The sequence below is a fragment of the Streptomyces geranii genome, assembly GCF_002954775.1.
Classification (GTDB): Bacteria; Actinomycetota; Actinomycetes; order Streptomycetales; family Streptomycetaceae; genus Streptomyces; species Streptomyces geranii.
The window spans coordinates 224,569-249,430 of record NZ_PJME01000004.1 but is presented as its reverse complement, the minus strand read 5'-3'; the positions used below and the strand labels follow the sequence as shown (position 1 = coordinate 249,430).

At 71.6% G+C, this 24,862-nt stretch carries 23 protein-coding genes; 14 read left to right on the top strand and 9 right to left on the bottom strand.

What is annotated here, in order from left to right; all coding sequences use genetic code 11:
• Position 1 precedes the first annotated feature (1 nt).
• Positions 2–718 (bottom strand): CoA transferase subunit A, encoded by a 717-nt coding sequence (locus tag CW359_RS08145; protein ID WP_105969095.1) that lies wholly within the window; start codon positions 716–718, stop codon positions 2–4.
• A 164-nt stretch (positions 719–882) separates the two neighbouring features.
• Here CW359_RS08145 and CW359_RS08140 point away from each other — a divergent pair, with 164 nt between their 5' ends.
• Positions 883–1,638 (top strand): IclR family transcriptional regulator, encoded by a 756-nt coding sequence (locus CW359_RS08140; protein WP_105969094.1) that lies wholly within the window; start codon positions 883–885, stop codon positions 1,636–1,638.
• Here CW359_RS08140 and CW359_RS08135 read toward each other — a convergent pair.
• Positions 1,541–2,314, bottom strand: a complete 774-nt coding sequence (locus CW359_RS08135) for a TetR/AcrR family transcriptional regulator (RefSeq protein WP_105969093.1) — start codon at positions 2,312–2,314, stop codon at positions 1,541–1,543. The two genes, CW359_RS08140 and CW359_RS08135, sit on opposite strands and share 98 nt — an antisense overlap.
• Positions 2,315–2,478: 164 nt before the next feature.
• On the opposite strand from CW359_RS08135, the gene CW359_RS08130 reads away from it, so the two are divergent.
• The gene (locus tag CW359_RS08130; protein WP_105969092.1) at positions 2,479–3,669 is read left to right on the top strand and encodes an oxygenase MpaB family protein; all 1,191 of its coding nucleotides are present in this window, start codon (positions 2,479–2,481) and stop codon (positions 3,667–3,669) included.
• A 118-nt stretch (positions 3,670–3,787) separates the two neighbouring features.
• Positions 3,788–5,296, top strand: coding sequence for an MFS transporter (locus CW359_RS08125; protein ID WP_105969091.1), 1,509 nt, complete (start codon positions 3,788–3,790; stop codon positions 5,294–5,296).
• A 5-nt stretch (positions 5,297–5,301) separates the two neighbouring features.
• On the opposite strand, the gene CW359_RS45175 is transcribed toward CW359_RS08125, so the two are convergent.
• Positions 5,302–5,502 (bottom strand): hypothetical protein, encoded by a 201-nt coding sequence (locus CW359_RS45175; RefSeq protein ID WP_157968511.1) that lies wholly within the window; start codon positions 5,500–5,502, stop codon positions 5,302–5,304.
• Between the two features lie 64 nt (positions 5,503–5,566).
• On the opposite strand from CW359_RS45175, the gene CW359_RS08120 reads away from it, so the two are divergent.
• The 5 genes from CW359_RS08120 to CW359_RS08100 all read left to right on the top strand — a co-directional run bounded on the left by CW359_RS08120 (position 5,567) and on the right by CW359_RS08100 (position 10,003).
• Positions 5,567–6,880, top strand: a complete 1,314-nt coding sequence (locus CW359_RS08120; RefSeq protein ID WP_105969264.1) for a Gfo/Idh/MocA family protein — start codon at positions 5,567–5,569, stop codon at positions 6,878–6,880.
• 124 nt (positions 6,881–7,004) lie between these two features.
• Complete coding sequence (locus CW359_RS08115; protein ID WP_332874964.1) at positions 7,005–8,048, top strand: ArsR/SmtB family transcription factor; 1,044 nt, start codon at positions 7,005–7,007, stop codon at positions 8,046–8,048.
• A 101-nt stretch (positions 8,049–8,149) separates the two neighbouring features.
• Entirely contained in the window at positions 8,150–8,563 is a 414-nt protein-coding gene (locus CW359_RS08110) for a hypothetical protein (protein WP_105969090.1), read from the top strand.
• Between the two features lie 69 nt (positions 8,564–8,632).
• Positions 8,633–9,532, top strand: a complete 900-nt coding sequence (locus tag CW359_RS08105; protein WP_105969089.1) for a hypothetical protein — start codon at positions 8,633–8,635, stop codon at positions 9,530–9,532.
• Positions 9,533–9,646: 114 nt separating this feature from the next.
• Positions 9,647–10,003 carry a DoxX family protein gene (locus tag CW359_RS08100; RefSeq protein ID WP_105969088.1) on the top strand — a complete coding sequence of 119 codons (357 nt, stop codon included), beginning with the start codon at positions 9,647–9,649 and terminating at the stop codon, positions 10,001–10,003.
• Here CW359_RS08100 and CW359_RS08095 read toward each other — a convergent pair.
• Positions 9,894–13,742 (bottom strand): nSTAND1 domain-containing NTPase, encoded by a 3,849-nt coding sequence (locus CW359_RS08095; RefSeq protein WP_232838286.1) that lies wholly within the window; start codon positions 13,740–13,742, stop codon positions 9,894–9,896. The genes CW359_RS08100 and CW359_RS08095 overlap by 110 nt on opposite strands.
• Before the next feature lie 230 nt (positions 13,743–13,972).
• Here CW359_RS08095 and CW359_RS08090 point away from each other — a divergent pair, with 230 nt between their 5' ends.
• From CW359_RS08090 to CW359_RS45170, 4 genes are all read left to right on the top strand, one after another.
• Complete coding sequence (locus CW359_RS08090; RefSeq protein WP_105969087.1) at positions 13,973–14,614, top strand: fascin domain-containing protein; 642 nt, start codon at positions 13,973–13,975, stop codon at positions 14,612–14,614.
• Positions 14,615–14,744: 130 nt separating this feature from the next.
• On the top strand, positions 14,745–15,761 hold the full coding sequence (locus CW359_RS08085; RefSeq protein WP_105969086.1) for an AraC-like ligand-binding domain-containing protein: 1,017 nt from the start codon (positions 14,745–14,747) through the stop codon (positions 15,759–15,761).
• A gap of 73 nt (positions 15,762–15,834) precedes the next feature.
• Positions 15,835–16,428, top strand: a complete 594-nt coding sequence (locus tag CW359_RS08080) for a hypothetical protein (protein ID WP_232838285.1) — start codon at positions 15,835–15,837, stop codon at positions 16,426–16,428.
• Positions 16,429–16,516: 88 nt separating this feature from the next.
• Positions 16,517–16,687 (top strand): hypothetical protein, encoded by a 171-nt coding sequence (locus tag CW359_RS45170; RefSeq protein WP_157968510.1) that lies wholly within the window; start codon positions 16,517–16,519, stop codon positions 16,685–16,687.
• Positions 16,688–16,694: 7 nt separating this feature from the next.
• On the opposite strand, the gene CW359_RS08070 is transcribed toward CW359_RS45170, so the two are convergent.
• Positions 16,695–17,402 (bottom strand): N-acyl homoserine lactonase family protein, encoded by a 708-nt coding sequence (locus CW359_RS08070; RefSeq protein WP_105969085.1) that lies wholly within the window; start codon positions 17,400–17,402, stop codon positions 16,695–16,697.
• Positions 17,403–17,646: 244 nt separating this feature from the next.
• Between CW359_RS08070 and CW359_RS08065 the strand changes: the two genes are divergently transcribed.
• Positions 17,647–18,975, top strand: coding sequence for an MFS transporter (locus CW359_RS08065; protein ID WP_105969084.1), 1,329 nt, complete (start codon positions 17,647–17,649; stop codon positions 18,973–18,975).
• A 20-nt stretch (positions 18,976–18,995) separates the two neighbouring features.
• Here the strand turns inward: CW359_RS08065 and CW359_RS08060 are convergent, their stop codons facing one another.
• Both CW359_RS08060 and CW359_RS08055 read right to left on the bottom strand, forming a co-directional pair.
• On the bottom strand, positions 18,996–19,631 hold the full coding sequence (locus tag CW359_RS08060; RefSeq protein ID WP_232838284.1) for an OsmC family protein: 636 nt from the start codon (positions 19,629–19,631) through the stop codon (positions 18,996–18,998).
• A gap of 100 nt (positions 19,632–19,731) precedes the next feature.
• Positions 19,732–20,769 (bottom strand): LLM class flavin-dependent oxidoreductase, encoded by a 1,038-nt coding sequence (locus CW359_RS08055; protein ID WP_105969083.1) that lies wholly within the window; start codon positions 20,767–20,769, stop codon positions 19,732–19,734.
• Between the two features lie 193 nt (positions 20,770–20,962).
• Between CW359_RS08055 and CW359_RS08050 the strand changes: the two genes are divergently transcribed.
• Positions 20,963–22,426: an MFS transporter gene (locus tag CW359_RS08050; protein WP_198655130.1), complete on the top strand. Its 1,464-nt coding sequence runs from the start codon at positions 20,963–20,965 to the stop codon at positions 22,424–22,426.
• 155 nt (positions 22,427–22,581) lie between these two features.
• Here CW359_RS08050 and CW359_RS08045 read toward each other — a convergent pair whose 3' ends face one another.
• Together CW359_RS08045 and CW359_RS08040 are read right to left on the bottom strand one after the other, a co-directional pair.
• Positions 22,582–23,547, bottom strand: coding sequence for a YihY/virulence factor BrkB family protein (locus CW359_RS08045; protein ID WP_105969082.1), 966 nt, complete (start codon positions 23,545–23,547; stop codon positions 22,582–22,584).
• Between the two features lie 105 nt (positions 23,548–23,652).
• Positions 23,653–24,744, bottom strand: a complete 1,092-nt coding sequence (locus CW359_RS08040; protein WP_105969081.1) for an LLM class flavin-dependent oxidoreductase — start codon at positions 24,742–24,744, stop codon at positions 23,653–23,655.
• Positions 24,745–24,862: the final 118 nt, after the last annotated feature.

Sequence of the window (24,862 nt, the reverse complement as noted above, 5' to 3'; positions counted from 1 at the left end):
GTCAGGCCTCCTGTCCGACGGCGGTCAGCTGCCGTACCGTGCGCCGTTCGATCTCCTTGGGCCGGTCGGCGGCCCGGACCACGTGGTCGACGTAGATGCCGGGAGTCATCACGTCGTCGGGGTCGAGGTGTCCGTCGAGCACCACTTCGGCGTCGACCGCCGTGACCCGCCCGGCCGTCGCCACCAGGGGGTTGAAGTTGCGGGCCGTCCGCCGATAGCGCAGGTTGCCCGCCGCGTCGGCGGTGTGCGCGTGGACGAGGGCGAGGTCGGCGACGATGCCGCGCTCCAGGACCCAGGTCCGGCCGTCGAACTCCGCGTGCGGCTTGCCCTCGGCCACCAGCGTGCCGACGCCGGTGCGCGTGTAGAAGCCGGCGATCCCGGCGCCGCCCGCGCGCAGCCGCTCGGCGAGCGTGCCCTGGGGGCAGAACTCGACCTCCAGCGTCCCGTCCAGGTACTGCCGGGCGAACAGCTTGTTCTCCCCGACGTACGAGGCGACGACCTTGGACACCTGGTTGCTCTCCAGGAGCAGCCCCAGGCCCTTCCCGTCGACGCCCATGTTGTTCGACACGATCGTCAGGTCGCGTACGCCCGAGTCGCGTACGGCCTCGATGAGGTCGACGGGGTTGCCGGAGAGCCCGAAGCCGCCCACCGCGATGGTGATCCCGTCACGGAGCGTTTCCGCCAGCGCGTCCCGCGCACTGGCTCGCAGCATGGTCATGGCCGTTGCCCTTCCGGAAGACGACGACCACTGAGCGTCCACCCAGCGGTCATGATTCTTTATGGCAACAGGGGCCGGAAACAGTCAATGGAGGTCCTCACATCTCCCACTCGACGGACATCGCAGTGAACCGCGTCCACTGAGTGGACGCTAATCTGAGAGACATGAGCGAATCGCCGAGTGTCGTGGCGCGTGCGGCGGCGCTGCTGCGGCAGTTGTCCCGCCACACCGCGTCGGGGGCCACCACGACCCAGGTCGCCGAGGAGGCGGACCTGCCGCGTGCGACGGCGCACCGGCTCCTCGAATCGCTGGCCGCCGAGGGGCTGGTGGACCGCGACGCGCGCTCGGGGCGCTGGTTTCTCGGTCCGGAGACGTACGTGCTCGGCATGGCGTCGGCGCCGCGCTACGACCTCAGCGACGAGGCGCGCGCGAGCGTGCTCCGGCTGGCCAGGGAGACCGGGGAGAGCGCCTTCTTCTCGGTCCGCCGCGGAGACGAGACGGTGGTGCTCCTGAGGGAGGACGGCGACTTCCCGATCCGGTCGTACGTCCTCCACGAGGGCGCCCGTTTCCCGCTGGGCGTCGCCTCTGCCGGGATCGCGGTCCTGGCCTACCTCCCGGACAGCAAGGTGGACGACCACCTGCGGAAGGCGGACCTGGCCGCGCGGTGGGGCGAGCCGTACTCGGACGCGCGGGTCAGGGAACGGCTGTCGGCGACGCGCGCGCACGGCTGGGCGCTCAACCCCGGGCTCATCGTCGAGGGCTCGTGGGGCATGGCGGCTGCGGTGTTCGACAGCGCGGGGGCGCCGGGCTGGGCGCTGACGCTCACCGGGATCGAGCCGCGCTTCCGCCCCGATCGCCAGGAGGTTCTGGGCCGGCTGCTCCTGGAGGAGGCGCACCGGCTGACGAAGCACGTGAGTTGAGGCCTCCGCCGCTCCGCGAAACTCCCCCGCCTGTCGCCAGCAAGCCGTTGACCACCAGCTCCGCCAGCAGTTCCGCCGTGGCCGCGAGCTGCTGCGGCGAGGCGTTCTCGGGTCTGCCCAGACGCAGCGCCAAGGGCACCTCCAGCATCCCGCAGACGGGGCCCATGATGGCGAAGAACAGGACGTCCGCCGGGACCGGCGCCATCCGTCCGGAGGTCACGAGCCGCTCGACGGCCGGCCTCATCAGCTCCAGCATCGGGTCGATGTACCGCTCGAACAGGTAGTCCAGCCGCTCGGTGTCGCGGGTGAACTCGTCCACCATGAGCCGGCCGATCAGGGGTGTGTCCACGGCGTTCCAGTAGAAGCCGGTGATGAACTGCCGGAGTTGCCCGGCCTCGTCGGCGGCGGGGTCCGGCCGGGGCATGCGCGCGAGCTGCGCCCCCAACGCGCAGTCGACGACCGCCCGCCAGAACGCCGCCTTGGACCCGTACCGGTCGTTGATGAAGTTGTGGCTGACCCCGAGGCGGCGGGCCAGTTCGCGCGCGGATGCCCGGTCGTAGCCCAGCTCGGCGAAGGCTTCGAGGCCCCGCAGCAGGACGCTCTCCCCTTCCGGCACCGCAGGGGTACCCGCACCCGGCCGTCCCGGTCCGCGGGCGGATTCGGCTCTTGCTCCCATCGCTGCCTCCCTGACTGAGACCCACCAGAGGTCCGCGAACACTCTACTTGACGGGTGTCAGATTACGAGTAATCTGACGTGTGTCAGACAGCCTCGCGCCACCCCGAGGCCGAGTCGGGCGCAACGTGCCCGGCCTGTCCGCCCCCCACTTGGGAGTGAGCCACATGACCACAGACCTGGTGACCCTGCTCACCGCCGGAGACCCCCTCGCCGACGCCGTCGTCGCCGAACTGGACCTCGTCGGCCCGCGGGCGCAGCACGCCCTCGACGCCGGCCTCCGGCACGGCCTGGCGAACCTGGACGCCCGGCCGCCGGAAGCCGTGGCCGCCCTGCTCAGGCAGGTGGAGTCCCCGCCTCCAGGGACGAACCCGCTGCTGCCCCACCGGGGTGACGTGGTGAGCCTGTCCGTGCCCCCGATGTGGTTCGGCCTCTGCTCGGTCACCAGCGCCCTCACGTACGTCCACGCGTCCCCGGCCGTCGCCCGCGCGCTGACCCGCGCGGCCCGCCCGGCGAACACGGCGACGCGCAGGCTCACGGAGACCGGCGTATGGGCGAGGCAGACCATCCGGCCGGGCGGGCTGCTGCGCGGAGGGCCGGGATACGTGGCCACGGTCGAGGTCCGGCTGCGCCACGCCCGTATGCGGGCCAGGGCGCTGCGGGCCTGGGACGCGGGCGTACCCGGACTGCCGGTCGGCCGGCTGGACCTGGCCCGCACCTGGCTCGGCTTCACCCTCGTCGCCTTCCAGGCCCTGTCGGCGGTCGGCATCGACACCACCGCCGACGAGGAGCGGTCCCTGTACGGGTACTGGTCCCACGTCGCCCATCTCCTCGGGCTCGACGAGCGGCTCTGGAGCGACGTGACCGACCACGCCGGTGCCCGTCGGCTGCGGGACCGGCTCGACACCCTTTCGCCCGCGCCCGACGACAGCTCACGGGAACTGACGGCGGCCGTGGTCGAGGCACAGGCCCGCGCGATGGCCGCCGCGCCGGGCGCGGTCCTGGCGGAGGAGCAGTTGCGCGTGCTCACCCACGGCGTGCTGCGGCGCACCTTCGGCGACAGCACGGCCGACCGCCTGGGCATCCCGCTGCCCGCCGCGACCGACCTCATGCCGCTCGTCGGCAGCCTCAACCGCGAGGCCCGCTACTGGCAGACCTATTCCCCCGCCTCGGCGGGAGAGGCCCGGATCCGCGCGCTGTCCGAACCCGAGCCTGAACCTGGCCCCGGACCTGGCCATGCACCCGGACCCGGACCCGGACCCAGCCACGGGCGCGATCCCATCGCGGCCGTCCTCCCGGGCCCCGTCGTCAACTGGCGGGCGGCCAGGGACGGCCACCGGAGCGTCCCCGCAGCCTGACCCTCCCTTCATCCCATCTCCACCCCGTCGGCTGTTCCCTCCAGCAGCCGTCCCACCTCGCACCACCCCCTCTCTTCACCACCCCCTCCCTCCGTCCGACCACTTCTGGAGTTCCGTCATGTCCCACACCACGACCGACGCGTCCGGCACCCCCGCCGTGTCCATATCCCCGTCCGCCGAGGCACCCCCTCCCCGCCGATGGTGGATCCTCGTCGTCATCGGCATCGCCCAGCTCATGGTCGTGCTGGACGCGACCATCGTGAACATCGCGCTGCCCTCGGCCCAGCAGGACCTGGGCTTCTCGGACGGCGACCGGCAATGGGTCGTCACCGCCTACGCGCTCGCCTTCGGCAGCCTGCTGCTGCTCGGCGGACGTATCGCCGATCTCTTCGGCCGCAAGATGACCTTCCTGGTCGGCCTCGTCGGCTTCGCCGGGATGTCCGCGCTCGGCGGTGCCGCCACCAGCTTCGAGATGCTGATCGTCGCCCGGGCCGGGCAGGGCCTGTTCGGCGCGCTCCTCGCCCCGGCCGCGCTGTCTCTGCTGACCGTGACCTTCACCGACGCCAAGGAACGCGCCAAGGCGTTCGGCGTGTACGGCGCCATCGCGGGCGCCGGCGGCGCTGTCGGCCTGCTGCTGGGCGGCGTACTGACCGAGTACCTCACCTGGCGCTGGACCCTCTACGTCAACCTCGCCTTCGCCGCCGCCGCCTTCGTCGGCGGGGTGCTCCTCCTCCAGCGCACCAGCCGCGACAAGACGGCCAAGATCGACGTCCCGGGCGCTCTCCTGGTCGGCAGCGGTCTGTTCTGTCTGGTGTACGGCTTCTCCAACGCCGAGAGCCACGACTGGAGTTCGGTCCGGACCTGGGGCTTCCTGGTCGCCGGCGGCATCCTGCTGGCCGCGTTCACCTGGTGGCAGACCAGGGCCAGGAACCCGCTGCTGCCCCTGCGCATCCTGCTGGACCGCAACCGCGGCGCCTCCTTCGTCTCCGTCCTGCTCATCGGGGCCGGCATGTTCGGGGTCTTCCTCTTCCTCACCTACTACCTGCAGCAGAGCCTCGGCTACACCCCGGTGAAGACGGGCCTGGCCTTCCTGCCGATGGTCGCCGGGCTGATGGTCGCCTCGACCGTCGCCACCACCGTGCTCGTCCCCCGCTTCGGCCCCAAGCCGGTCGTGCCGCTGGGCATGGGCATCGCGGCGGCCGGCATGGTCTGGCTCACCGGTCTCGACCTCGACAGCACCTACACCGCCCACATCATGCCGCCGCTGGTCATCGCCGGACTCGGCTTCGGCCTGATCATGGCCCCCGCCATGAGCCTGGCCACCGACGGTGTCCGCGCCGAGGACTCCGGCGTCGCCTCCGCCGCCGTCAACACGATGCAGCAGGTCGGCGGCTCCCTCGGCACCGCGCTCCTCAACACCCTCTTCTCCAGCGCCGTCACCGACTACATCGACGGCAGGAACCCCAAGGACCCCACGGTCATCGCCCAGGCCAGTCTGGAGGGCTACTCCACCGCCTACTGGTGGTCCGCCGCCTTCTTCGCCGTCGGACTCGTCATCAGCGTCCTCCTCTACCGGCGCGGCGCCCCCGTCCACAACCCGGACGCGGCCCCCGTGGTCCACATGTAGCCCTCTTACCACCACCCCCGCTCCCCCACCGACACGGCCCGCCGGACCACCGGCGGGCCGTGTCCGCGCCCGGCGGACGAGGGCCGGCCGCGCGCAGCGGGCTGGCGGGCGGTCGCCGGGGCGGCGTTCCGCTCGCTGCCGGAGCAGCCGTTGGTGCCCGTACTGTTGGCGGGGTCGGCCGGCGCGGTAGCCGCGCTGCCGGCCATGTCCCCCGCCCCCGTCCTGCCGGTCGTTGTCCTCCGAGTTCTCCCCCATCCGATCGGAGACCGCATGCCTGCCGACACCGCACGTCGCCGCGCCGCCGTGGTGGGACTGGGCGCCCGCGCCCGGCTCTTCACCCAGGCGCTCGCCGGTCCCTACTCGGACCGGATCGAAGCGGCGGCCTTCTGCGATGTCAACTCCCACCGGATGGCGGTCCACAACGAGTGGATCGACGCCTCGGTACCCTCGTACGCCGCCGAGGACTTCGGCGAACTGCTGCGCCGCGAACGGATCGACCTCGTGGTGGTCACGTCCGTGGACCGCACCCACGACGACTACATCGTGCGCGCCCTTGAGGCGGGCTGCGACGTGGTCACCGAGAAGCCGATGACGACCGACGCCGACAAGGCCCGCCGCATCCTGGACGCCGTCCACCGCACCGGCCGCGAGGTGCGGGTCGCCTTCAACTACCGCTACAACCCGGTGCATTCGGCCGTACGGGAACTGCTCGCGTCCGGCGCGACAGGCGAGGTCGGCTCCGTGCACTTCGAGTGGCTGCTCGACCTGCGGCACGGCGCCGACTACTTCCGCCGCTGGCACCGCGACAAGGCCAACTCCGGTGGCCTGATGGTCCACAAGGCGACCCACCACTTCGACCTGGTCAACTGGTGGCTGGGCACCGAACCCGAAACCGTGTACGCGCAGGGCGGGTTGTTCTTCTACGGCGACGAGGCGGGCGCCCGCCGGGGCCTGGCCCGGGACTACACCCGCGCCCACGGCTCCCCGGCCGCGAAGGACGACCCCTTCGCCGTACACCTCAAGGACTCGCCCCTGCTCAGCGCGCTGTACCTCGACGCGGAGGCCGAGGACGGCTACCACCGCGACCAGAACGTGTTCGGCCCCGGCGTCACCATCGAGGACGACATGGCGGTCCTCGTGCGGTACGCGACCGGCGCAACCCTCACCTACCACCTCACGGCGTACGCCCCCTGGGAGGGCTACCGGATCGCCTTCAACGGCAGCGAGGGGCGGCTGGAACTGCTGGTGGAAGAGTCCACCTGGACCCGGTCCGAGGTGGCCGTGCCGGGTGACAGCGCGGTGCTGCACGGCGAGTCGGCGGGCGACACGGCGGGCCGTACGGAGCTGACACTGCGCCGGTTCTGGGAGCCGCCGCGCGAGATCGAGGTACCGACCGGCGAGGGCGGCCACGGCGGCGGCGACGTACGGATGCTCGCGGACCTCTTCGGCGAGCCCGCCCCCGACCCCCTGGGCCGGGCGGCGAACGCCACCGACGGCGCCCGCTCCCTGGTCACGGGCCTGGCCGCGAACCGGTCCTTCGAGTCGGGCGGCCCGGTGCGGACACGGGACCTGCTCGACAGCTGACTCCGACCGGCCCGCCGGGGTCGGTACCCCGCGCGCGGCCTGCCGGAACACCGGCCCCCGGAAGTACCGTCCTGGTGGTCTCTTTGTTGTCCCTAGGTTCCCTGTGCCCCAAGCTGCTTCCACTGTGGGACGACGACTCGGCTTGGGGACGGTGCTCGTGCTGCGCATCCACTTCACGCCGCAGGACCTGACCCGCGTCCGGGTGGCGAGCGCCCCGGACCCGCTCTGGGAGATCGCCTGCAGCCTGCACCGGCTGCAGACCACGCGGGGCCGCTGGGCGTACGCCGACTGGTACCGCGAGACCCGGACCGTCCTCGCCGGCACCCAACTCGGCGCAGCCGTAAGCCGGTTACTCGTCCCCGTGCTGCCCAGGGCCCTCTACATGCCCGACTTCCTCACCCCGCACGACGCGGCCGACGGGCTGGAGCGGGGGCTCGCGGCGATCGTCGACACACCGCCGGAGCGGGTCGCCCAGGAGATACGGATGCTGGACCGGTCGAGCGGCGCCCCCGACTGGACACTCCGGCTGGTGGAGCGCACGGCCCGGGAGGACCTGGCCGGGCTCCTGCGGGCCTACCACGACGCGGTCATCGCGCCCCACGAGAGCCGTGTGCTCGCCACGGTCGCCTCGGATCGCGCCCTGCGCGGCCGGGACTCCCTCGCGACCGGACTCGACGGGCTGCTCGCCGGCCTGTCGCCCGCCGTCCGCTGGCACCCGCCGGTCCTGCACGTCGACTACGTCGAGGACCGCGACCTGCACCTCGCGGGCCGCGGACTGCGCCTGGTCCCCTCCTACTTCTGCTGGCGGACGCCGATCTCGATGGCCGACGACGCCCTCCAGCCGCTCCTGGTCTACCCCGTGCACGGTCTGCGCGCCCCCGCGCCCGAACGCCCGCCCGACGCCTCGCTCGCCGCACTGCTCGGCCGGACCCGCGCGACCGTGCTGCGGTCCCTCGCACTGGGCGCTACGACCTCCGAACTGGCCGCGCTGCTGGGCGTGTCGATGCCCACGGTCTCCCACCACACCACCGTGCTGCGCGACGCGGGCCTGGTCTTCAGCCACCGCCACCACAACACGGTGCTGCACACCCTCACCCCGCTGGGCGCCGCGCTGCTCAGGCCGACCGAGGTCCCGCGCACCGCCGGAAGCGCCAATTCCGGCGTGTGACACGGGACTTTAGAGCTGCGTCGAAGAGCGTGGTCGCCGGGGAGGGGGGTCTGCGAGCGTTTCGGGTGCCCGATCCGCTCCGACCCGATCTTGGGGGAAACATGAGGAAAGCCATCGCCGCGAGTGCGCTCGCGCTCGCCTGTGCCGCCGGTTCTCTGGTGCTCGCGCCCACCGCGTCCGCGGCGCCGGACGCGTGCCGGAACGTGGTGCTCATCACCGGCGACTGGGAGGACGACAACGGCAGCCAGGCGCTCAAGTCGGCCACCAGCACCTGCAGCGACCTCAACCTGACCGAGGCGCAGAACCTGACGGCCACGACGTACGACTGGTACGCCGGCCGTCTCTACTACACCTCCACCAGTACCTGGAAGACCTGCAGCGCGGGCTATCTGCGGATCAACAACGGCACGTACGCCACCGACACCTACGTCCTGTGCTCCAGCGTCAAGGACAACGCACGCTTCTCGGTGGACAGTTGGTTCGGCGGTGGCGACCGGGTCGTGATCACGCACTGAGACCGGTCCGGCTCCAGCGGTGCCGTGGCCCGAGCCGATCACGGCACCGCTCCTCCGCAGGCAGGACCCATGAACCCGAGGATCCGGATGTTCCGTTCGCCCCGCCCGCCGCTCACCGCGATCGTCCTCGCCGCACTCACCCTGGCCACCGCGTGCACGGCCGCTCCGGCCGAGCGGCCCGTCTACGGCCCCCGTGCGGCCACCGTGACCCCGGCGCGGCTCAGCGAGACCCTGCCTGCCGACCCCGTACGCATGGTCCTGCCCGCGACCGGCGCGGAGTCCCGCTGGACACAGGGGCTTGACGTGTTCACCCAGCAGGTGCGGCAGGCCGTGGCGGCCTCCTGCGCCCGCGAGCACGGCTTCGCCCTGCCCGGCCGGATCCCGGTCGCCTTCATCCGCTTCTCCGACGTCCCCGACCTGGACTTCATCGCCCGCCACGGCTTCAGCGAGAGCGCCACCGTGCCCGCGCCGCCGTCGAGCCCGGCCCCGGACCGGACCGGAACGGCGGCCGAGACACGGACGTGCCTCGCCCGGGGAACGGCGAAGGCCCAGGCCCTGCGCGACCGGTACGCCGAAGTGCAGGGACAGTGGTTCGGCACGATCGCCTCACTGAGCCAGGACGACGCCACCGCCACCGCCCGCGCCCTGCGCACCCTGCCGGACTGCTTCGCCCGCCACGGCATCGAAGCCGCCGACGAGCAGGCCTACTTCGCCCTCGCCGACCGGCTGATGCAGAGCGCCGACGCGAGCGAACTCCCCGCACAGGAGAGCCGGTTGGGCCAGGCGTACGCCGCCTGCATGCGCCCGGTCGAGGCGGTGCGCGAGCCGGCCCGCACCGAGCTGCGCACCCGCTTCCTGGCGGCCCCCGAACACGCAGCCGCCGTACGGGCGTTGCGCACCACTCTCGTCCCGGCCCTGCGCGCCGCCGAGCAACTGTACGGCGTACGCCTGGTGTTCCCGGAGCCGTAGAAGACGCCGACAGCCTCCGATGTCACGAATCGCGGCGCCGATCCGTCGTCCAGGGGAACGGCATCCCACAGCGGGGTGCCGGCCGCACCATTCCCCAGAGAAACGGAAGAGAACTTGTTCGCCGCCTACCTCACGGTCACCGTCCTCGGCACGGTCTTCAACGGCGCCGCCGCCGTCACCTACTTGGTCGGCCACGAATACCCCAAGACCCAGGCGGACATGAAGGGCCTGGACCGGAAGTGGGTGCCGGTGCTGGGCATGCTGCTGGCGGCGGGGACCGTGGGCCTGCTGGCGGGGCTCGCCGTGCCGCTCCTGGGCACCCTCGCCGCCTCCGGCCTCGTGCTCTACTTCGTCGGCGCGATCATCGCCCATCTGCGGGTGGGCTCCCGGAACATCGTCGGCGGAATCGTCTTCCTCGCCACCGCGCTGGCCGCCCTGACGCTGGGTCTGCTCGACCACGGCCCTTGGTAGTCCTGGTCGTCGAACCCGGCAGGGCGGCTTCCGTCCCCTGACCCGGGAGGTACACCGAGCGTTCCTGGAGCGTCAGTTCGCGGTTGACGGCCCGTTGGATCCGGCGGATCACGGCGGCCGGGGCGGGCATCGTGGCGTTCCAGGTACGAACGGTTCCGTGGACACTGGCGGTGGCGAGCGTCCGGCCGTCCGGGCTGAAGGCCAGCACATCGAAAGCGGACCCGAGCGGGTCGGCCATGTCCCGGTCTCCCTGGATCGTGGCGCGGAGGTAGCGGGTGGCGACGTCCCACAGCTGTACGGACTGCCCGGCACCGTCGTGACCGACGGCGAGGGTACGTCCGTCGGGGCTGAAGGCGAGCGCGGTGATGGTGTCGGTGCCGGTGGTGGTCCTGTTGTCGAGGGTGGCCTCGAAGTCGCCCGCCGACATGTTCCAGAGCTGTACGGAACCGTCGTCGAGGCCCACCGCGAGGGTACGGCCGTCCGGGGCCATGGCCACGCCTTGGACGCCGCGCGCGGTTCCGTTGATGCGGATGGCCGCCTCGACCCGGCCCGAAGCGGTGTCCCGCACACTGATGCGGTCCTGGTGGTGAGTGGCGACGTAGCGGCCGTCCGGGCTGAAGACGAGGGAGTTTGCGGAACGTTCGTCGAAGGTGGTGGTGGTCCCGCCGGTGGACAGGTCCCACAGCCGCACCTCGCTCGTGCTGCGCCAGTCGCCTCCGCGCGAGGTCACGGTCGCGAGGGAGGAGCCGTCCGGGCTGAACCGCACGCGTGTCACGGTTCCGTGGTGGGTGGTGAGGGTGGCCCGCGTCCGGCCGGTTGTCACGTCCTGGAGGCGTACGGTGCCGTCGTCGCCGCCCAGCGCGAGCACGCCTCCCCGCGCGTCGTACGCGCTGGAGTACACGTCCAAGTCCGTCGGGCGGTACAGGAGTCGGGTGCTGTCGGCCGCCGGGTCCCAGAGGCTGTATCCGGTGTCCTCGGCCTTCCTGCGGCTTGTTCCCTTGTGCGCGATGACGACGCTCCGGCCGTCCGGGCCGAAGGCGACCAAGCTGACCGTCTGGGTGGGGTCCGTGCGCGTGGCTCGGGCCCGGCCGGTGGTGTCCCACAGCCGTACGGGACCTTCGGTTTCCGACACGACCAGCGTGCGTCCGTCGGGGCTGAAGGCCATGGACGAGAGATAGCCGGAGGGGTGGGTGGAGACGGCCCGGCTCTGGCCGGTGGCCACGTCCCACAGGTACATCGCGGCCTCGTTGCCACTGGTGAGCAGGGTGGTGCTGTCGGGGCTGAAGAGGATGGACACTCCTCTGTCGATCCGGTCGACGCGGATCGTTCTGGCCCGGCCGGTGGTCAGATCCCACAGGCGCGTGGCCTGTTCGCCCTCGACGGTGGCGAGGGTGCGGCCGTCCGGACTGAGTGCCAGCGCCCAGACATCACGGAGATCGGGCGCGGGGGACAGCAGGGTGCGGCCGGTGGCCACGTCCCAGACCCGCAGCCCGGACTTTCCGTAGCCGACGGCGAGCGCGCGTCCCGCCGGGTTGAAGCGCACGGTGCGCACCCGCTCGTCGGCGGGTCTGCGCGGGACCGCCTTCGCCCGGCCGCCCGCCACGTCCCACAGCAGGACGGATCCGCGGCCGACCACGGTGGCGAGGGTACGGCTGTCGGGGCTGAACACCAGCTCCGTGGGCGGCCTTTCGAGGTTGCGGAAGGTGGCCAGGTCACGGCCGGTGGCCAGATCACGCAGCCGCACGGAACGGGAGCTGTCGCTGGTGGCGAGGGTGCGCCCGTCGGGGCTCAACGCCAGCAGTTCCAGGGGGAGTTCGTAGTCCGCCAGGGCGGTGGTGACCCGGCCGGTGGCCGGGTCCAGCAGCCGTACCCCCGTCGAATCAACGGCCAGGACTCGACCGTCCGGGCGGAACACCGCGCCACGGCACCTGACACAGCCGGTGAACGCGCGTACGAGTGGCCTGCTGTCCATGGCGTAGAGCAGGGCCTCGGCCTCCCGCGTGGGGCTCGTCCGGTACGCCTCCACGGCCAGCAGCGCCGCCAGATCCGGATTCTTGTCCGCCAGCGCCGTCGCCTGCGCGGCGAACTGACGGGACAGCGCGGTGCGTTGCTGCGCCAGCGCGTTCTGCCGCTGCCCGTAGGCAAGTCCCGCCGCGAGAACGGCCAGGACGAGCAGGACGGACACGGCACCCGCGAAGACCCGCAGACGCCGGGCCGTACGGATGACCGCACGGCGCTCCTCCTCACGCGCCGTGATGCTGGCGTCGAGGAAGGACGCCTCCAACGGGGTAAGACTCGCGCGGACGTCCGCCGACGCGAACACCTCCTCCGCAGCGGCCAGCCGGGTACCCCGGTACAACGCCCCTGCGTCGCGGCCGAGTTGGTCCCAGGACCGGGCGGCGTCGGTGAGGTGGCGGTGCAGACGCAGGCGTTCACGGTCCTCGTCGACCCAGCCACGCAGGCGTGGCCAGGCCGTGATGAGGGCCTCGTGGGCAAGGTCGGCGGTGGTGGCGTCGAGGGTGATCAGACGGGCTGTGGCCAGACGTTCCAGGACCGGGCCGCTGTCGGGGCCGAGTTCCGTCCGCTCGACGGGACGGCGGGTGTCCTGGACACCCTCGCCGGGGCTGACCATCCGCAGCAGCACCCGCCTTGCGTGGTCGGCCTCGGCGGGTGAGAAGGCGGCGTAGGCGGTCTCGGCGGTCTGCGCGAGGGCCCCGCGCAGTCCGCCCGCCGCGTCGTAGGCGGCCTCGGTCAGAGCCCGTCCGCGACGCCGGCGCCAGGTCTCCAGCAGGGCATGGGACATCAACGGCAGCGCACCGGGTTCGTCGGCGACCTCGGCGACGATACGGGCGGTCAGGGCGCGTTCGACGATCAGTCCCGCCGCCGCGGCCGGCCGCACGATCGCCTCGCGCAGTTCCGCCGGCCCCATCGGCCCGACCAGCAGACCCGCGTCCCGCAACGCGGCAGCCAGCCCGGGATGGACCGCGCAGCGGCCGTAGAAGTCCGCCCGCACACCGATGACCACCCGCAGCCGGCTGCCGTCGTCGGCACAGGACAGTAACCGGTCGATGAAACGCGCGCGTTCGGCCGCATCGTGGCAGAGGGTGAAGACCTCCTCGAACTGGTCGACCACCACCAGCGTGTCCCCCACCCCGTCCCCGGGCACCAGCCGCCGCGCATGCGTACGGTACGGATGCTCCCCCGGGGTCAGGACACGCACCGCGGCCAACCCGCCCACCACCCCCGGCCGTTCCCGCAACGCGGGAATCAACCCGGCCCGCAACAACGACGACTTCCCCGTCCCCGAAGCACCCACCACCGCCGCGAACCGCGCCCTGCCCACCAACTCCAGCACATCGCCGACCAGTTGGCCGCGCCCGAAGAACAACTCCCGGTCCCCCGGCTCGAACCGCGCCAGCCCCCGATACGGCGCCACCCCCTCACCGTCACCCTCGCACCGCACCGGGTGCGCGGCCTCCTCCCCCGACGTCTCACGCCAGCGCCGCTCCCACTCCCCCAACTCCCCACCACACGCCCCGACATACGCCAGGAACACCGGCAACGACGGCAGCCTGCGCCCCGCCGCCGCATCCGCCAGCGTCCCCGCCGAGTACGCGCAACGCTCCGCCATCGCCCGGTACGTGATCCCACCCGCCTTGCGCCGCAGCAACCGCAAGTCGTGCGCCAACGCCTGCACCGGACCGCCCCCCGGCTCCAGCACGCCCTCCCGCCGCCCCACCCCAACCACTCCCCCACCCCCGAACCGACATGACCACGACACGCTAGACGCGCCAGAACACCACAACAACGCCTCCCCTTCAGCCACTTGACCACCGAACCGGGCGCCCTGACATGGCACAACACGATTGTCCGAAGTGGCGAAGAGGGGCTGCCGGACAACTCCTGGCCCGCTGAGATCGGTCAGGGAAGCACACCGGACCTCTCTCAATCGACTCCGTAGGAGATCACGTGCGAAAGCTCATCTCGCTCGCCCTCAGCGTCACCAGCCTGTTGGGCCTGACGGCACTCGGATCCACCTCCGCGAACGCGGCCGACGTCTCGGCCTCGGCGGTGACGTGCGGCCACTCGATCGACGCCTCGTACATCACGATCCGGTCCGCCCGTACCGGCAACTACGTCAGCGCCGAACTGGACTACGAGGACGGCAACTACGGCATGCTCCGCGCCAGGGCTGCCTCTTCGAACGGCTCCTGGGAGAAGTTCCAGGTGTGGGAGAACACCACCACAGACCAGGTCGCGTTCAGGAACCTGGGTAACAGCCGCTTCGTCGCCGCGGAGATCGACACATCTGGCGAGAACCAGGCCATGCTGCGCGCCCGGTCCACCACGATCACCGGGTCGTGGGAGAAGTTCGACGCCTGCTACGACCAGGACACGAAGTCCTGGTCATTCCGTTCGGTGGCGAACGGGCGCTTCGTCTCCGCCGAAGCGGACTACACGGGTTACAACGCCAATGTGCTGCGGGCCCGTTCGAGCGCGGTCAGTGGCTCCTGGGAGAGGTTCTACCTGTACGCAGCCAGCCCCACCAGTGCCGCCACGACCCTGAGCACCACGAAGCTGACCCCCGTCGACGCCGGCTCGCCCTCCTGACCGACACGCACCAGCGGGGCGTTCCGGCCGACGCCGGGCGCCCCGCCGCAGCGATCCGCCACCTGGTGGAGAACAATCGGTCTGACGGACACCCACTCCGCCCGCACCGGACGAAGGGAGACGAGCGGCGATGATCGGGGCAAAGTTCCGCAGCGAGGACGTGGCAGCAGAGGACCGCTTCGACTACTGGCGTGAGCTGATCGGCCGGACACACGCGCCCAGTGACATGAGCAGTGAGTACGCCACCGACTTCTGGGCGGAGCAACGCCTGCTGGAGCTTGGGCAGGTGACGGTGTGGCCGGCGTCGTTCCGGCCGACGCGGTTTCTGCGGGACGCGCGGATGGTGCGGCAGTCCGACCCGGAGTTCTACCACGTGTCGCTGGTGCTCGGCGGCGGGCTGGGCGTCGACCACGCCGGGCGGGCCGATACGCACGGCCCGCAGGACCTGTACGTGATCGACACCTCGCGCCCGTACGACGTGAGGCCGCCGGACGACCGGGACCGTCGGGTCGTCACGGGGGTGGGCGTGGAGTTCCCCAAGGTGCTGCTGCCCATGCCACCGGAGCAGGTCGGACAGCTGCTGGGCAGGCGGCTGTCGGGGCAGGAGGGGGTGGGCGCCCTGCTGGCCGGGTTCCTCACCGGGCTGAACCAGCAGGCCGATTCCCTTCAGCCGGCCGACGCACCACGCCTGGGCGCGGCCCTGCTCGACCTGCTGCGGGCCTGGTTCGCGCAGGTGCTCGACACCGAGTCGGCGCTGCCCCCGGAGATCCGCGACAGAACCCTGACCGCGCACATACGGGCCTTCATCCTGGAGAACCTCCACGACCCGCAGCTCACCCCGCCGGTGATCGCCGCCGCCCACCACATCTCCCTCAGCTATCTGCACCGCCTCTTCCAGCAACAGGGCCGGGGCGAGACGGTGGCGGCCTGGATCCGCAGCCAACGCCTGGAGGGCGCCCGCCGGGACCTGGCGGACCCCGCCCTCCGCACCACCCCGGTACACACGATCGCCGCCCGCTGGGGCCTCCACCGCCCCGCCGACTTCAGCCGCGCCTTCCGTACCGCATACGGGGTGCCGCCGACCGAGTACCGGCTCCAGGCGCTGGCCGTACGGGGCGAGGCGCCGACCCGTGGGCGTCGTCCGTGACCCGTCGGCCGAAGGCCGGCCGCCTATGCTGCGCCGAGGTGAGGTGATCGGAGAAACGGAGAAGAGGGTGCGCGTGCGTAAGTCTGCTGGCCAGGCGCTGGCCTGGGGTTCGCTGTGCGTCTGGGTGATGACGGCGGTGGTGGCCTGCGGGCACGCGGACCCGGTGGCTGACGACCCGTCTCCCAGCCCCTTCCAGGATTCCTCCACCTACGCCTCCGAACTGCAGCGGAGCGATCTGCCCTGGAGCGACGGTCCCAGCCCGTACAACGCCGAAGTGAGACTCGACGACGGCCGCCGGGTGGCCATGTACTACCGGCAGGGCAAGGGTCTTGTCGAGCAGCACTACAGCCCCAAGGCGAAGGCCTGGACGGCGGCGACGGTCATCCACCGCACCGACGTGGACGCGTGCCAGGGCATCGAGCTGCGCGCGAACGGCGGGACGGTCGCGGCCGTCGCGGACTTCGGCCCCTACTGCTACGACGGCGAGCCCCCGGCCGCATCCCTCGCCGCCGTCGGCACGGGCGACCTCACCGACTGGGACATCGACGTCACGAAGGACTTCGACGGCTGGGAGAAGGTCTCCGTCTCCGACGACGGACGCGAGGTCGTCTTCGGGAGGGACACCACCCTGCGCTGGACCCTGGCCGACGGATTCGCCGACCGGTAGCCCGGTCGGCGCGTCAGGGGCCGCTCTTCCGCCCCACACCCGGGTGCAGGTCACCCCGGCCAGCAGCAGCAACGCCACCGTGTCCGCCGTGCCCACCGCGACCACCAGCAGGGACGGCCAGGCACCGAGGCTGCCGACCGTCTCCGGGGTCGCGTCCGAGGTCCGGGGGAGTTTCTGCAGGGCGGCCGTCGGTGAGGCGCCCGCCACCCAGCACCGGGCGACGCCGAACAGGGCGGGCAGCGGCTCGACTTGGGCGTAGCGGCCGTCTAGGCGGGGGCTGCAGGCTCCCAGACCGAGCAGTCGTGGGCGAAGTAGACACGTCGGGGGTCGAGTTCGGCGAGCCGGTCCAGCCAGTGCTCATAGGCGGGCAGCGGCTCTTCGACGCCGTCGAGGGCGGCCTGGCGGGCCAGCACGCCCGAGGCGAACAGGGATGCGAAGTCGTGCGCCTGGCCTGCGAGGATCACCGTGCCGTCGGCCTGCCGGAGGACCAACGACTGATGCCCCTGGGTGTGTCCGGGGGTCGGGACGATCCAGACACCCGGCCAGATCTCGGCCTCACCGGCCAACTCCTCGTACACCGCGCCGGGAAAGTCGACGAGTTCGTCGATGGTGTAGCCGCCTCGGCGGGCGGTGGCCAACTCCGTTTTCTGGACCAGGATCGGCTTGCCCGCCAAGAGGGGGTTGCCACCGCAGTGGTCGAAGTGGAGATGGCAGTTCACGACCAGGGAGATGTCGCCGAGGGTGACTCCCGCCGCCGACAACGCCTCTCGCAGCGGACGGCGTCGGGGTCGGTAGTGCGCTTCGGTCCCGGGGTCGGCGCTGCCGATGCCGGTGTCGAAGAGGAGCAGGCCGCGGTCATGTCTCACCAGGTAGGCGAGCACAGGTTCGACTCTCGGTTCCGGGCCGCCTGTCTCCGAGGCCGGCCGGATGAAGTACCCCAGGTCGAGTCGACGCACCGCCGCGGTTTTCCCCATACGGCCATCCTGGGCAGGCCTCGTTGTGCCGTCCACCCGGTCTGCTGAGGGCAGAGCCGCACGGGACGTCATGTGCGGGTCCAGGTGCGGGTGCGGGTTGTGGCCATTGGCGCACTCCAGTTCGACGCGAGGGACCGTCCTATGTCCAAGCGTTGTCGGTCTTTGTCCATGGACCGGGTCCGCCGCCAGGCGTGAGGGTGTGGCGATGAGCGAATTCAGCGCGGCCGGCGGTGGCGTGCGGCGAATGCCGGTCGGGCTCGTCGCCCTGGCACTGGGCGGTTTCGGGATCGGGCTGACCGAGTTCCTGATCGCCGGGCTGCTGCCGCAGGTGGCGGCGAGTTTCGCGGTGTCCGAGGCGGCGGCGGGGCGGCTGATCTCCGGGTACGCGCTGAGTGTCGCCGTCGGCGCGATCGTCCTGACGGCGGCGACGGTACGGCTGCCCCGCAAGCGGGTCCTGGTCGGGCTGGTCACGCTGTTCGTCGTCGGCAACCTGCTGTCCGCCGTCGCGCCGGACTACCGGGTGATGCTGCTCGGGCGGATCGTCGCAGCACTGTGCCACGGCTCGTTCTTCGGCATCGGCTCGCTGGTCGCGCGCGGCCTGGTCGCACCGGAGAAGAAGTCCCGCGCGGTGGCCGTCATGTTCGCCGGGCTGACACTGGCGAACGTGCTGGGCGTGCCGTTCGGTGCGCTGATCGGCGAGCGCTGGGGCTGGCGGGCCGCCTTCTGGGCGGTCACCGCGATCGGCGTGCTCGCACTGGCGGGGATCGCCGCCCTCGTACCTGGCCGGGCGGACGGCGCTGCATCTGGGCCCAAGTCCCGGTACGGGTACGGGCCGTTGGTGAAGAGCGGCGACTCGACGCCAGCGCCAGCGTCAGCGCCGACTCCGACTCCGGCGTCACCCACCAGCCTGCGTGCCCAGGTGCGGGCGTTCCGGTCCTGGCAGGTCTGGCTGACGCTGACGGCCACCGCGCTCGGCTACGGCGGGATGTTCGGCGCGTTCAGCTACCTCGCCTACACCTTCACCGAGGTCGGCGGCTTCTCGTCCGGGGACGTCGCCTGGCTGTTGATGGTGTACGGCGCCGGCCTGGTCGTCGGGAACCTGGTCGGCGGCCGGGCTGCCGACCACGACCGCGACCGCGCCCTGGTGCTCGCGCTGCTCGGGCTCACCGTGACCCTGACCTTGTTCGGGTTGCTGGCCGCCCACCCCGCCGCCTCGGTCGTACTGACCTTCCTGCTGGGCGTGTTCGGCTTCGCCGGTGTGCCCGGCATGATCACCCGGGTCACCGACTACGCCCACGGCGCGGCGCTGGCCGCCAGTGCCAATGTGTCCGCGTCCAACCTCGGCAACGCCCTCGGCGCCTGGCTCGGCGGCCTGGCCATCACCGCGGGCCTCGGCTACACCTCGCCGCTCTACGTCGGCGCCGGGATCGTCCTGACCGCCGTCGTCGTCATGGCCGTCGCCGCACACCTGGCGCGGAAGCCCGCGCAGAACACCCCGGATGCCCAGCGCACCTCGGGGACCCCGGAAGCTCAGGAGACCCCGGAGGCCCAGGAGACGCGACCGACGTCATGACCCGGCTCGGTTCGGCACCGTCAGACCTCCTCCGGGCTGCCCGTCAGCACGACCCGGCCGGTGATGGACTGCGGGTTGATCAGCAGGTTGTAGATCGGGCACTTGCGCTCGACCATTTCGTGCAGCTCGCGGATGCGGTCCTTGCCCGCGGGTGAGGTGATGTGCACGGTGTAGGCGATGTTGTGGGGGTGGATCGGCACCTTTTCGAAGCCTGGCTGGCCGGCGCGCGGGTCCTGGTCGGCCTGGACCTCGACCTCCAGGGAATCCAGCGGGATCCGCAGGTCGGCGGCCTGGATGAGGAAGATGTGGGTGAGGCAGCTGGACAGCACGCCGAGCTGGATCTCCGGGGAGGCGGGCCCGAGGTCGTACCCGGCGAAGTCCAGCGGGGAGTCGCTGAGGATCTGGTGGTGCCGGATGCGGATACGCCGTACGCCGCTGCGCTCCTCCGCCTTCGTACGGGCGCGCAGCCTGTGTGGTTCCGTCAGGGGGTCCGTCCGCTGGGCCTCCCGCTTGGCGAGCAGGGCGGCCCGCTTGACCTCCAGGTACTCGCGCAGTCCGGGCTGGGCATCGGGGGCGGTGTCGAGAAGCGGCTCGGCTTCCCCCTCGACGGGTACTTCGGCGGCGTTCCTGCGCGCGGCGGAGGTGGTGGCGGCCATGGCTGCAACTCCTGTGGGTCGGCCGGATGTTCAGGCATCAGGGAGGGGGCGCGGGGAGGGGCGGCGGCTGTGCGGGACGCCCACGGTCGGTGCCCGGCGCTCAGTCGGCCCAGACCCGGCTCGGCTGAACCGCGCGTACCGTCGGGGCGACCTCGGTGGCGAACCGTTCCAGGGTCTCCTCCTTGAGGCCGGCCGGGGTGTGCTCGACGGAAACGCCGGTCAGTTCGTGGCCGAACAGCTCGTGGTACTCGCCGAGTTTGTCAATGATCTGGGCCGGGCTTCCGACTAGCGCCGAGCCCTCCCCGACGAACTCCTCCACCGTGGTGATCTCGGACTTGTTGTGCTTGAACGTGGGGCTCGAAGCGAACGCCTCCCACACCGGGCGGAAGAGTTCCAGCGCCTTCTGCGAGGTGTCGGCGACCAGCAGGCTCGGGAAGCTGGCGGCGACCACGGCGTCCTCCGGGGCCCGGCCGTAGTGGGCCCAGCGCTCGCGGTAGTGGTCGACGAGACGGGCGTAACGCGCCCTGCGGTGAAAGCCGTTGGCGGTGAACAGGGGGTCGCCGTGGCGGGCGGCGAGGTCGGTGGAACGCTCGCTGGTGGCGCTGCCGTGCCAGACGGTGATGCGCGGCTGGAGGGGGCGCGGCTGGGTGGTGACACCGGTCAGCGGGGTGCGGAACCGGCCCGACCAGGTGACGGGGTCCGGCTCCCAAAGGCGGCGCAGCAGCTCGTACTTCTCGGCGAGGTAGTCCCACTGGAGGGACTCGTCGAGGCCGAACAGGCCGTACTGGTCGGGGTGGTTGCCTTTGGAGACGATCAGTTCGACGCGGCCGTCGGAGAGGTTGTCGAGGGTCGCGAACTCCTCGGCGACCCGCACCGGGTCGAGGATGCTGAGCACGGTGACGCCCGTCAACAGCCGCACCCTGCTGGTGCGTTCGGCGATGGCGGCGAGGAGGACCGCAGGTGAGGAGGACAGGAAGTAGCCACCGTGCCGCTCCCCGACCGACACGGCGTCTAGGCCCAACTCCTCGGCCTGGACAGCCCGTTCGACGACGGAGCGGAGACGGTCACGCTGGGTGGGCCGAATGCCGGTGGCGGCGTCGGGGGTGTTGGCGACGATGTCGTTCAGCAGGAACTTCACGGGAACTCCTGGTGGGAGCGCGACGAGCGGCGGAGCGGGAGCGACGGCACGCTCCGCATGTCTACCAGCCGGGCCCGGCACTGATCATTGCGGGAGCGTGAATCCTCGCCGCCTGCGAACGGAGTGTTTCCGTTCTGCGAACAGGACACCGTGACCGGAGACAGGAGACGGTGACCGGTGTGACCATGTGCGCATGCTCCCGGGAGAAGATCGCGCCGCCCGGCGGGTGCTGATGGTGTGCATGGCGGCCGGGGCCACGACCCTGCTCGACCAGTCGGTCCTCAACATCGCCGTACCGGCGCTGCGCCGGTCGCTGGACGCGGGCGCCACCGATGTGCAGTGGATCGTCGCCGGTTACTCGCTGACCTTCGGCCTGATGCTGGTGCCGGGCGGCAGCCTCGGCGATGTGCACGGGCGCAAATGGCTGTTCCTCGTGGGGCTGTCGGCGTTCGTCCTGTTCGGCGCGGTCGCCGCCACCGGGACCCGGCCGGACGTGGTGATCGCGGCCCGGCTGGTGCAGGGCGCCGGGGCCGGGCTGGTCAACTCCCAGGTCATCGGCACCATCCAGGACGTCTTCCGCGGCCTGGACCGGGCCCGCGCACTGGGCCTGTACGCCGTCACCGGCGGCGTCGCCGCGGCGCTCGGACCGGCGCTGGGCGGCACCCTGGTCGCGGCCTTCGGCCCCGAGCCGGGGTGGCGGCTGTGTCTGCTCCTCAACACACCGTGCGGCCTTGTCACCCTCTGGCTGGCGTTCCGCTGGCTTCCGACGCCGCGCCGCACCGCCGGACGCAGCCGCCTCGACTGGTGGGGCCTGGCCTGGACCGGCGCGCTCACGCTGGCCCTGATGCTGCCCTTCATCAGTACGCCGGACAGCGCCCCGCAGGCCGCGCTGTGGGCCGGCGGCGCGGTCGGACTCGCCTGCTGCCTGGCCCTGGAGCAACGTTCACGGATGCGATCCGGCCGGGTGCCGCTGGTCCATCCGTCGCTGCCGCGCTCACGCCCCTACACCCTCGGCACGGCCGTCGCGATGGCCTCCTTCGGCTCCTCGCTGGCCGCGACGCTGGTCCTGACCATGTTCCTGCAGAGCGGCCTCGGCCTGTCCGCGCTCACCGCCGCCCTCGTCACCCTCCCCTCGGCCGTGGCCATGGGGGTGTCCTCGGCCGTGGCCTGGCGTGTGGTGCGCCGGCTCGGCCCGCACACCGTCACGCTCGGTCTCGCACTCGGCATCCTCACCCTCCTCGGCGGCGCGGCCGTCGCCCTCACCGCGCCACGCGCCGCGCTTCCCCTGGGACTGGCCGCCGTACAACTGCTGTCCGGCGCCGCCGCCGGGCTCACCATCGCCCCCAACCAGGCCCTGGTCCTCCAGCACGCCCCGGCCGAGGCCGCCGGAGTAGCGGGCGGCATCCTCCAGATGGCCCAGCGGATCGCGGCGGCCGTCGCCCTGAGCGCCGTCTCCGGGAGCTATCTGCACGGGACCACGGGGTCAACGGGCAGTCCCCGCACGGCATTCGCACACGCGAGTCTCGTCTGCGCCGGTCTGCTGGCGGCGGCCACCGTCCTGTCGCTCCTCCGCCCTCGCCTCACGGGCGACCGACGTCCTCCTCGGCTCTCCGGGCACGGGCATCCGTACGCGGCACCGGCGCGCGAGGAGGCGTGACGGCCGGAGCGCCGGGATGTTCGTGACCAGGAGAGGGGCAGCCGTGCGCGGTGCTGGTGGGTCGTTCGGGGTGCTGGGACGGCCAACCGTCGTGCACGGCCCCCCGCGCAAAGGCGCCCACAGTATGCCGATCCGCCCCGACCCTCAACGCACCTTCACGGCCCGGGGCCCGGATCCGGCTGCACCGGCTCGGTGATTCCGGCCCGGGCCGCTTCGAGTTGGGCGGCGAACGCGATGCCCAGGAACAGCGCCACGCCCGTCAGATTCGCCCACAGCAACAGGGCGACGAACGCCGTCAGCGGACCGTACACCGCGCCGAACGATCCGCTCCTGGCGACGTAGAGCGCCAGCAGCCAGGTGGCCGTGATCCACAGGACCAGGTGTACCGCCGAGCCGAACGCGAGCCAGGTGTAGCCCGGTTGGTCCCTGCGCGGGGCCCAGCGGAAGATCACCGCCGAGGCGACCCAGGCGAGTACGGCACCCAGGGGTACTTCGAGGGGGCGCCACCAGTCGAGCAGTCCCCGGGGCCAGCCGAGGGCTTCCACCACCGCGTTGCCGATGGCGTCCCCGGCGACCAGCACGAGGAAGCCGAGGACCATCGGCATGCCCGCCGCGAGGGCGAGGAGGAGGGAGCGGCCGTACTTGGCGAGGAAGGGTCGGTCGCGTTCGATGCCGTAGATGCGGTTGGCGCCCCGCTCGACCTGGGCCATCGCGGAGGCGAGGTTGAGGACGGCGAAGGCCAGGCCCAGCCACATGGCGACGGCGTTCCAGACTCCGGTACCGGCGCTGCGGGCGGTGGCGTCCAGGGCGTCCTCGACCAGGTCGGCGCTGGCACCCGGCACGATCCGGCCGAGGGTGAGTTCGATGATCCGCCCGACGCTCTCCGTGTGCACGGTGGTGGCCACGCCGACCAGCGCGATGGTGAACGGCACCAGGCCGACGACCACTTGGAAGGCGAGCGAACGGGAGTTGGTGAACCCGTCGGCGTAGCGGAAGCGGGCGAACGCGTCGAGGAACAGTTGGCGGCCCCCGTAGTGCCGCAGCGCGGTGAGCGCCTCGTCGCCGGAAAGCTCGTCCCCGATCATGTCCCGCGTCTGCGGGACGTGCACCACGGTCCCCATCGAGAACGTCTCCCCCAGTCCTTCTTACGGCCAGATGAGGAATGTGATCCCTGCCGTCGCGACAACCGTACAACCGTACCGCTGGACAAATGCCCGGCCGTCGACTCAGCGGCTGCCGACCTGTGCGTCGCGCGCGGTGCGCAGGGAGGCGTGGGTGGGAGCGTCGGGCACGTCGGTCGGTCGGCCGACGGCGAACTCCTTGCGCAGCACCGGGACGACCTCCTCGCCCAGCAGGTCGATCTGCTCCAGGACCGCCTTCAGCGGGACTCCGCCGCCGTCCACGTTGAACAACTGGCGCTGGTAGTCGCCCGCGTACTCGCGGAAGGCGAGCGTCTTCTCGATGACCTGATCCGGGGTGCCGACGGTCAGCGGGGTCTCGGCCATGTACTCCTCCAGCGACGGTCCGCCGCCCATCACCGGTGAGTTGTCGAAGTACGGGCGGAACTCACGTATGGCGTCCTGGGAGTTGTGGCGCATGTACACCTGGCCGCCGAGGCCGACTATGGCCTGCTCGGGGGTGCCGTGGCCGTAGTGCGCGTAGCGGGTGCGGTACAACTCGACCATTCTCTGGGTGTGTTCCTTCGGCCAGAAGATGTTGTTGTGGAAGAAGCCGTCACCGTAGTACGCCGCCTGTTCGGCTATCTCCGGTGAGCGGATCGACCCGTGCCAGACGAAGGGCGGTACGCCGTCCAGCGGGCGGGGTGTCGAGGTGAACGACTGGAGCGGTGTCCGGAACCTCCCCTCCCAGTCGACGACGTCCTCGCGCCAAAGGCGGTGCAGGAGCGCGTAGTTCTCCACGGCGAGGTTGATGCCCTGGCGGATGTCCTTGCCGAACCAGGGGTAGACGGGGCCGGTGTTGCCGCGTCCCATCGTGAGGTCGACGCGGCCGTCGGCGAGGTGCTGGAGCATCGCGTAGTCCTCGGCGATCTTCACCGGGTCGTTGGTGGTGATCAGCGTGGTGGCCGTGGAGAGGACGATCCGCTCCGTGCGCGCGGCGATCCAGCCCAGCATCGTCGTCGGGGACGACGGGACGAACGGCCGGTTGTGGTGCTCACCGGTGGCGAAGACGTCCAGTCCGACCTCTTCGGCCTTCCGCGCGATGGTGACCATCGCCTTGATCCGCTCGTGCTCGGTCGGTGTGCGGCCCGTGGCCGGGTCGGTGCTCACATCGCCGACCGTGAAGATGCCGAACTGCATCGCTCCCAGCCTCCAAGAGGTTGATGTATCAACTTATTACTCGGCAACGTGCAAGGCGTGCCACCTATTCCGTTGCCTTTCCGCTGTCTTCCGCCGCCTGTCCGGCCGACGACGGCGC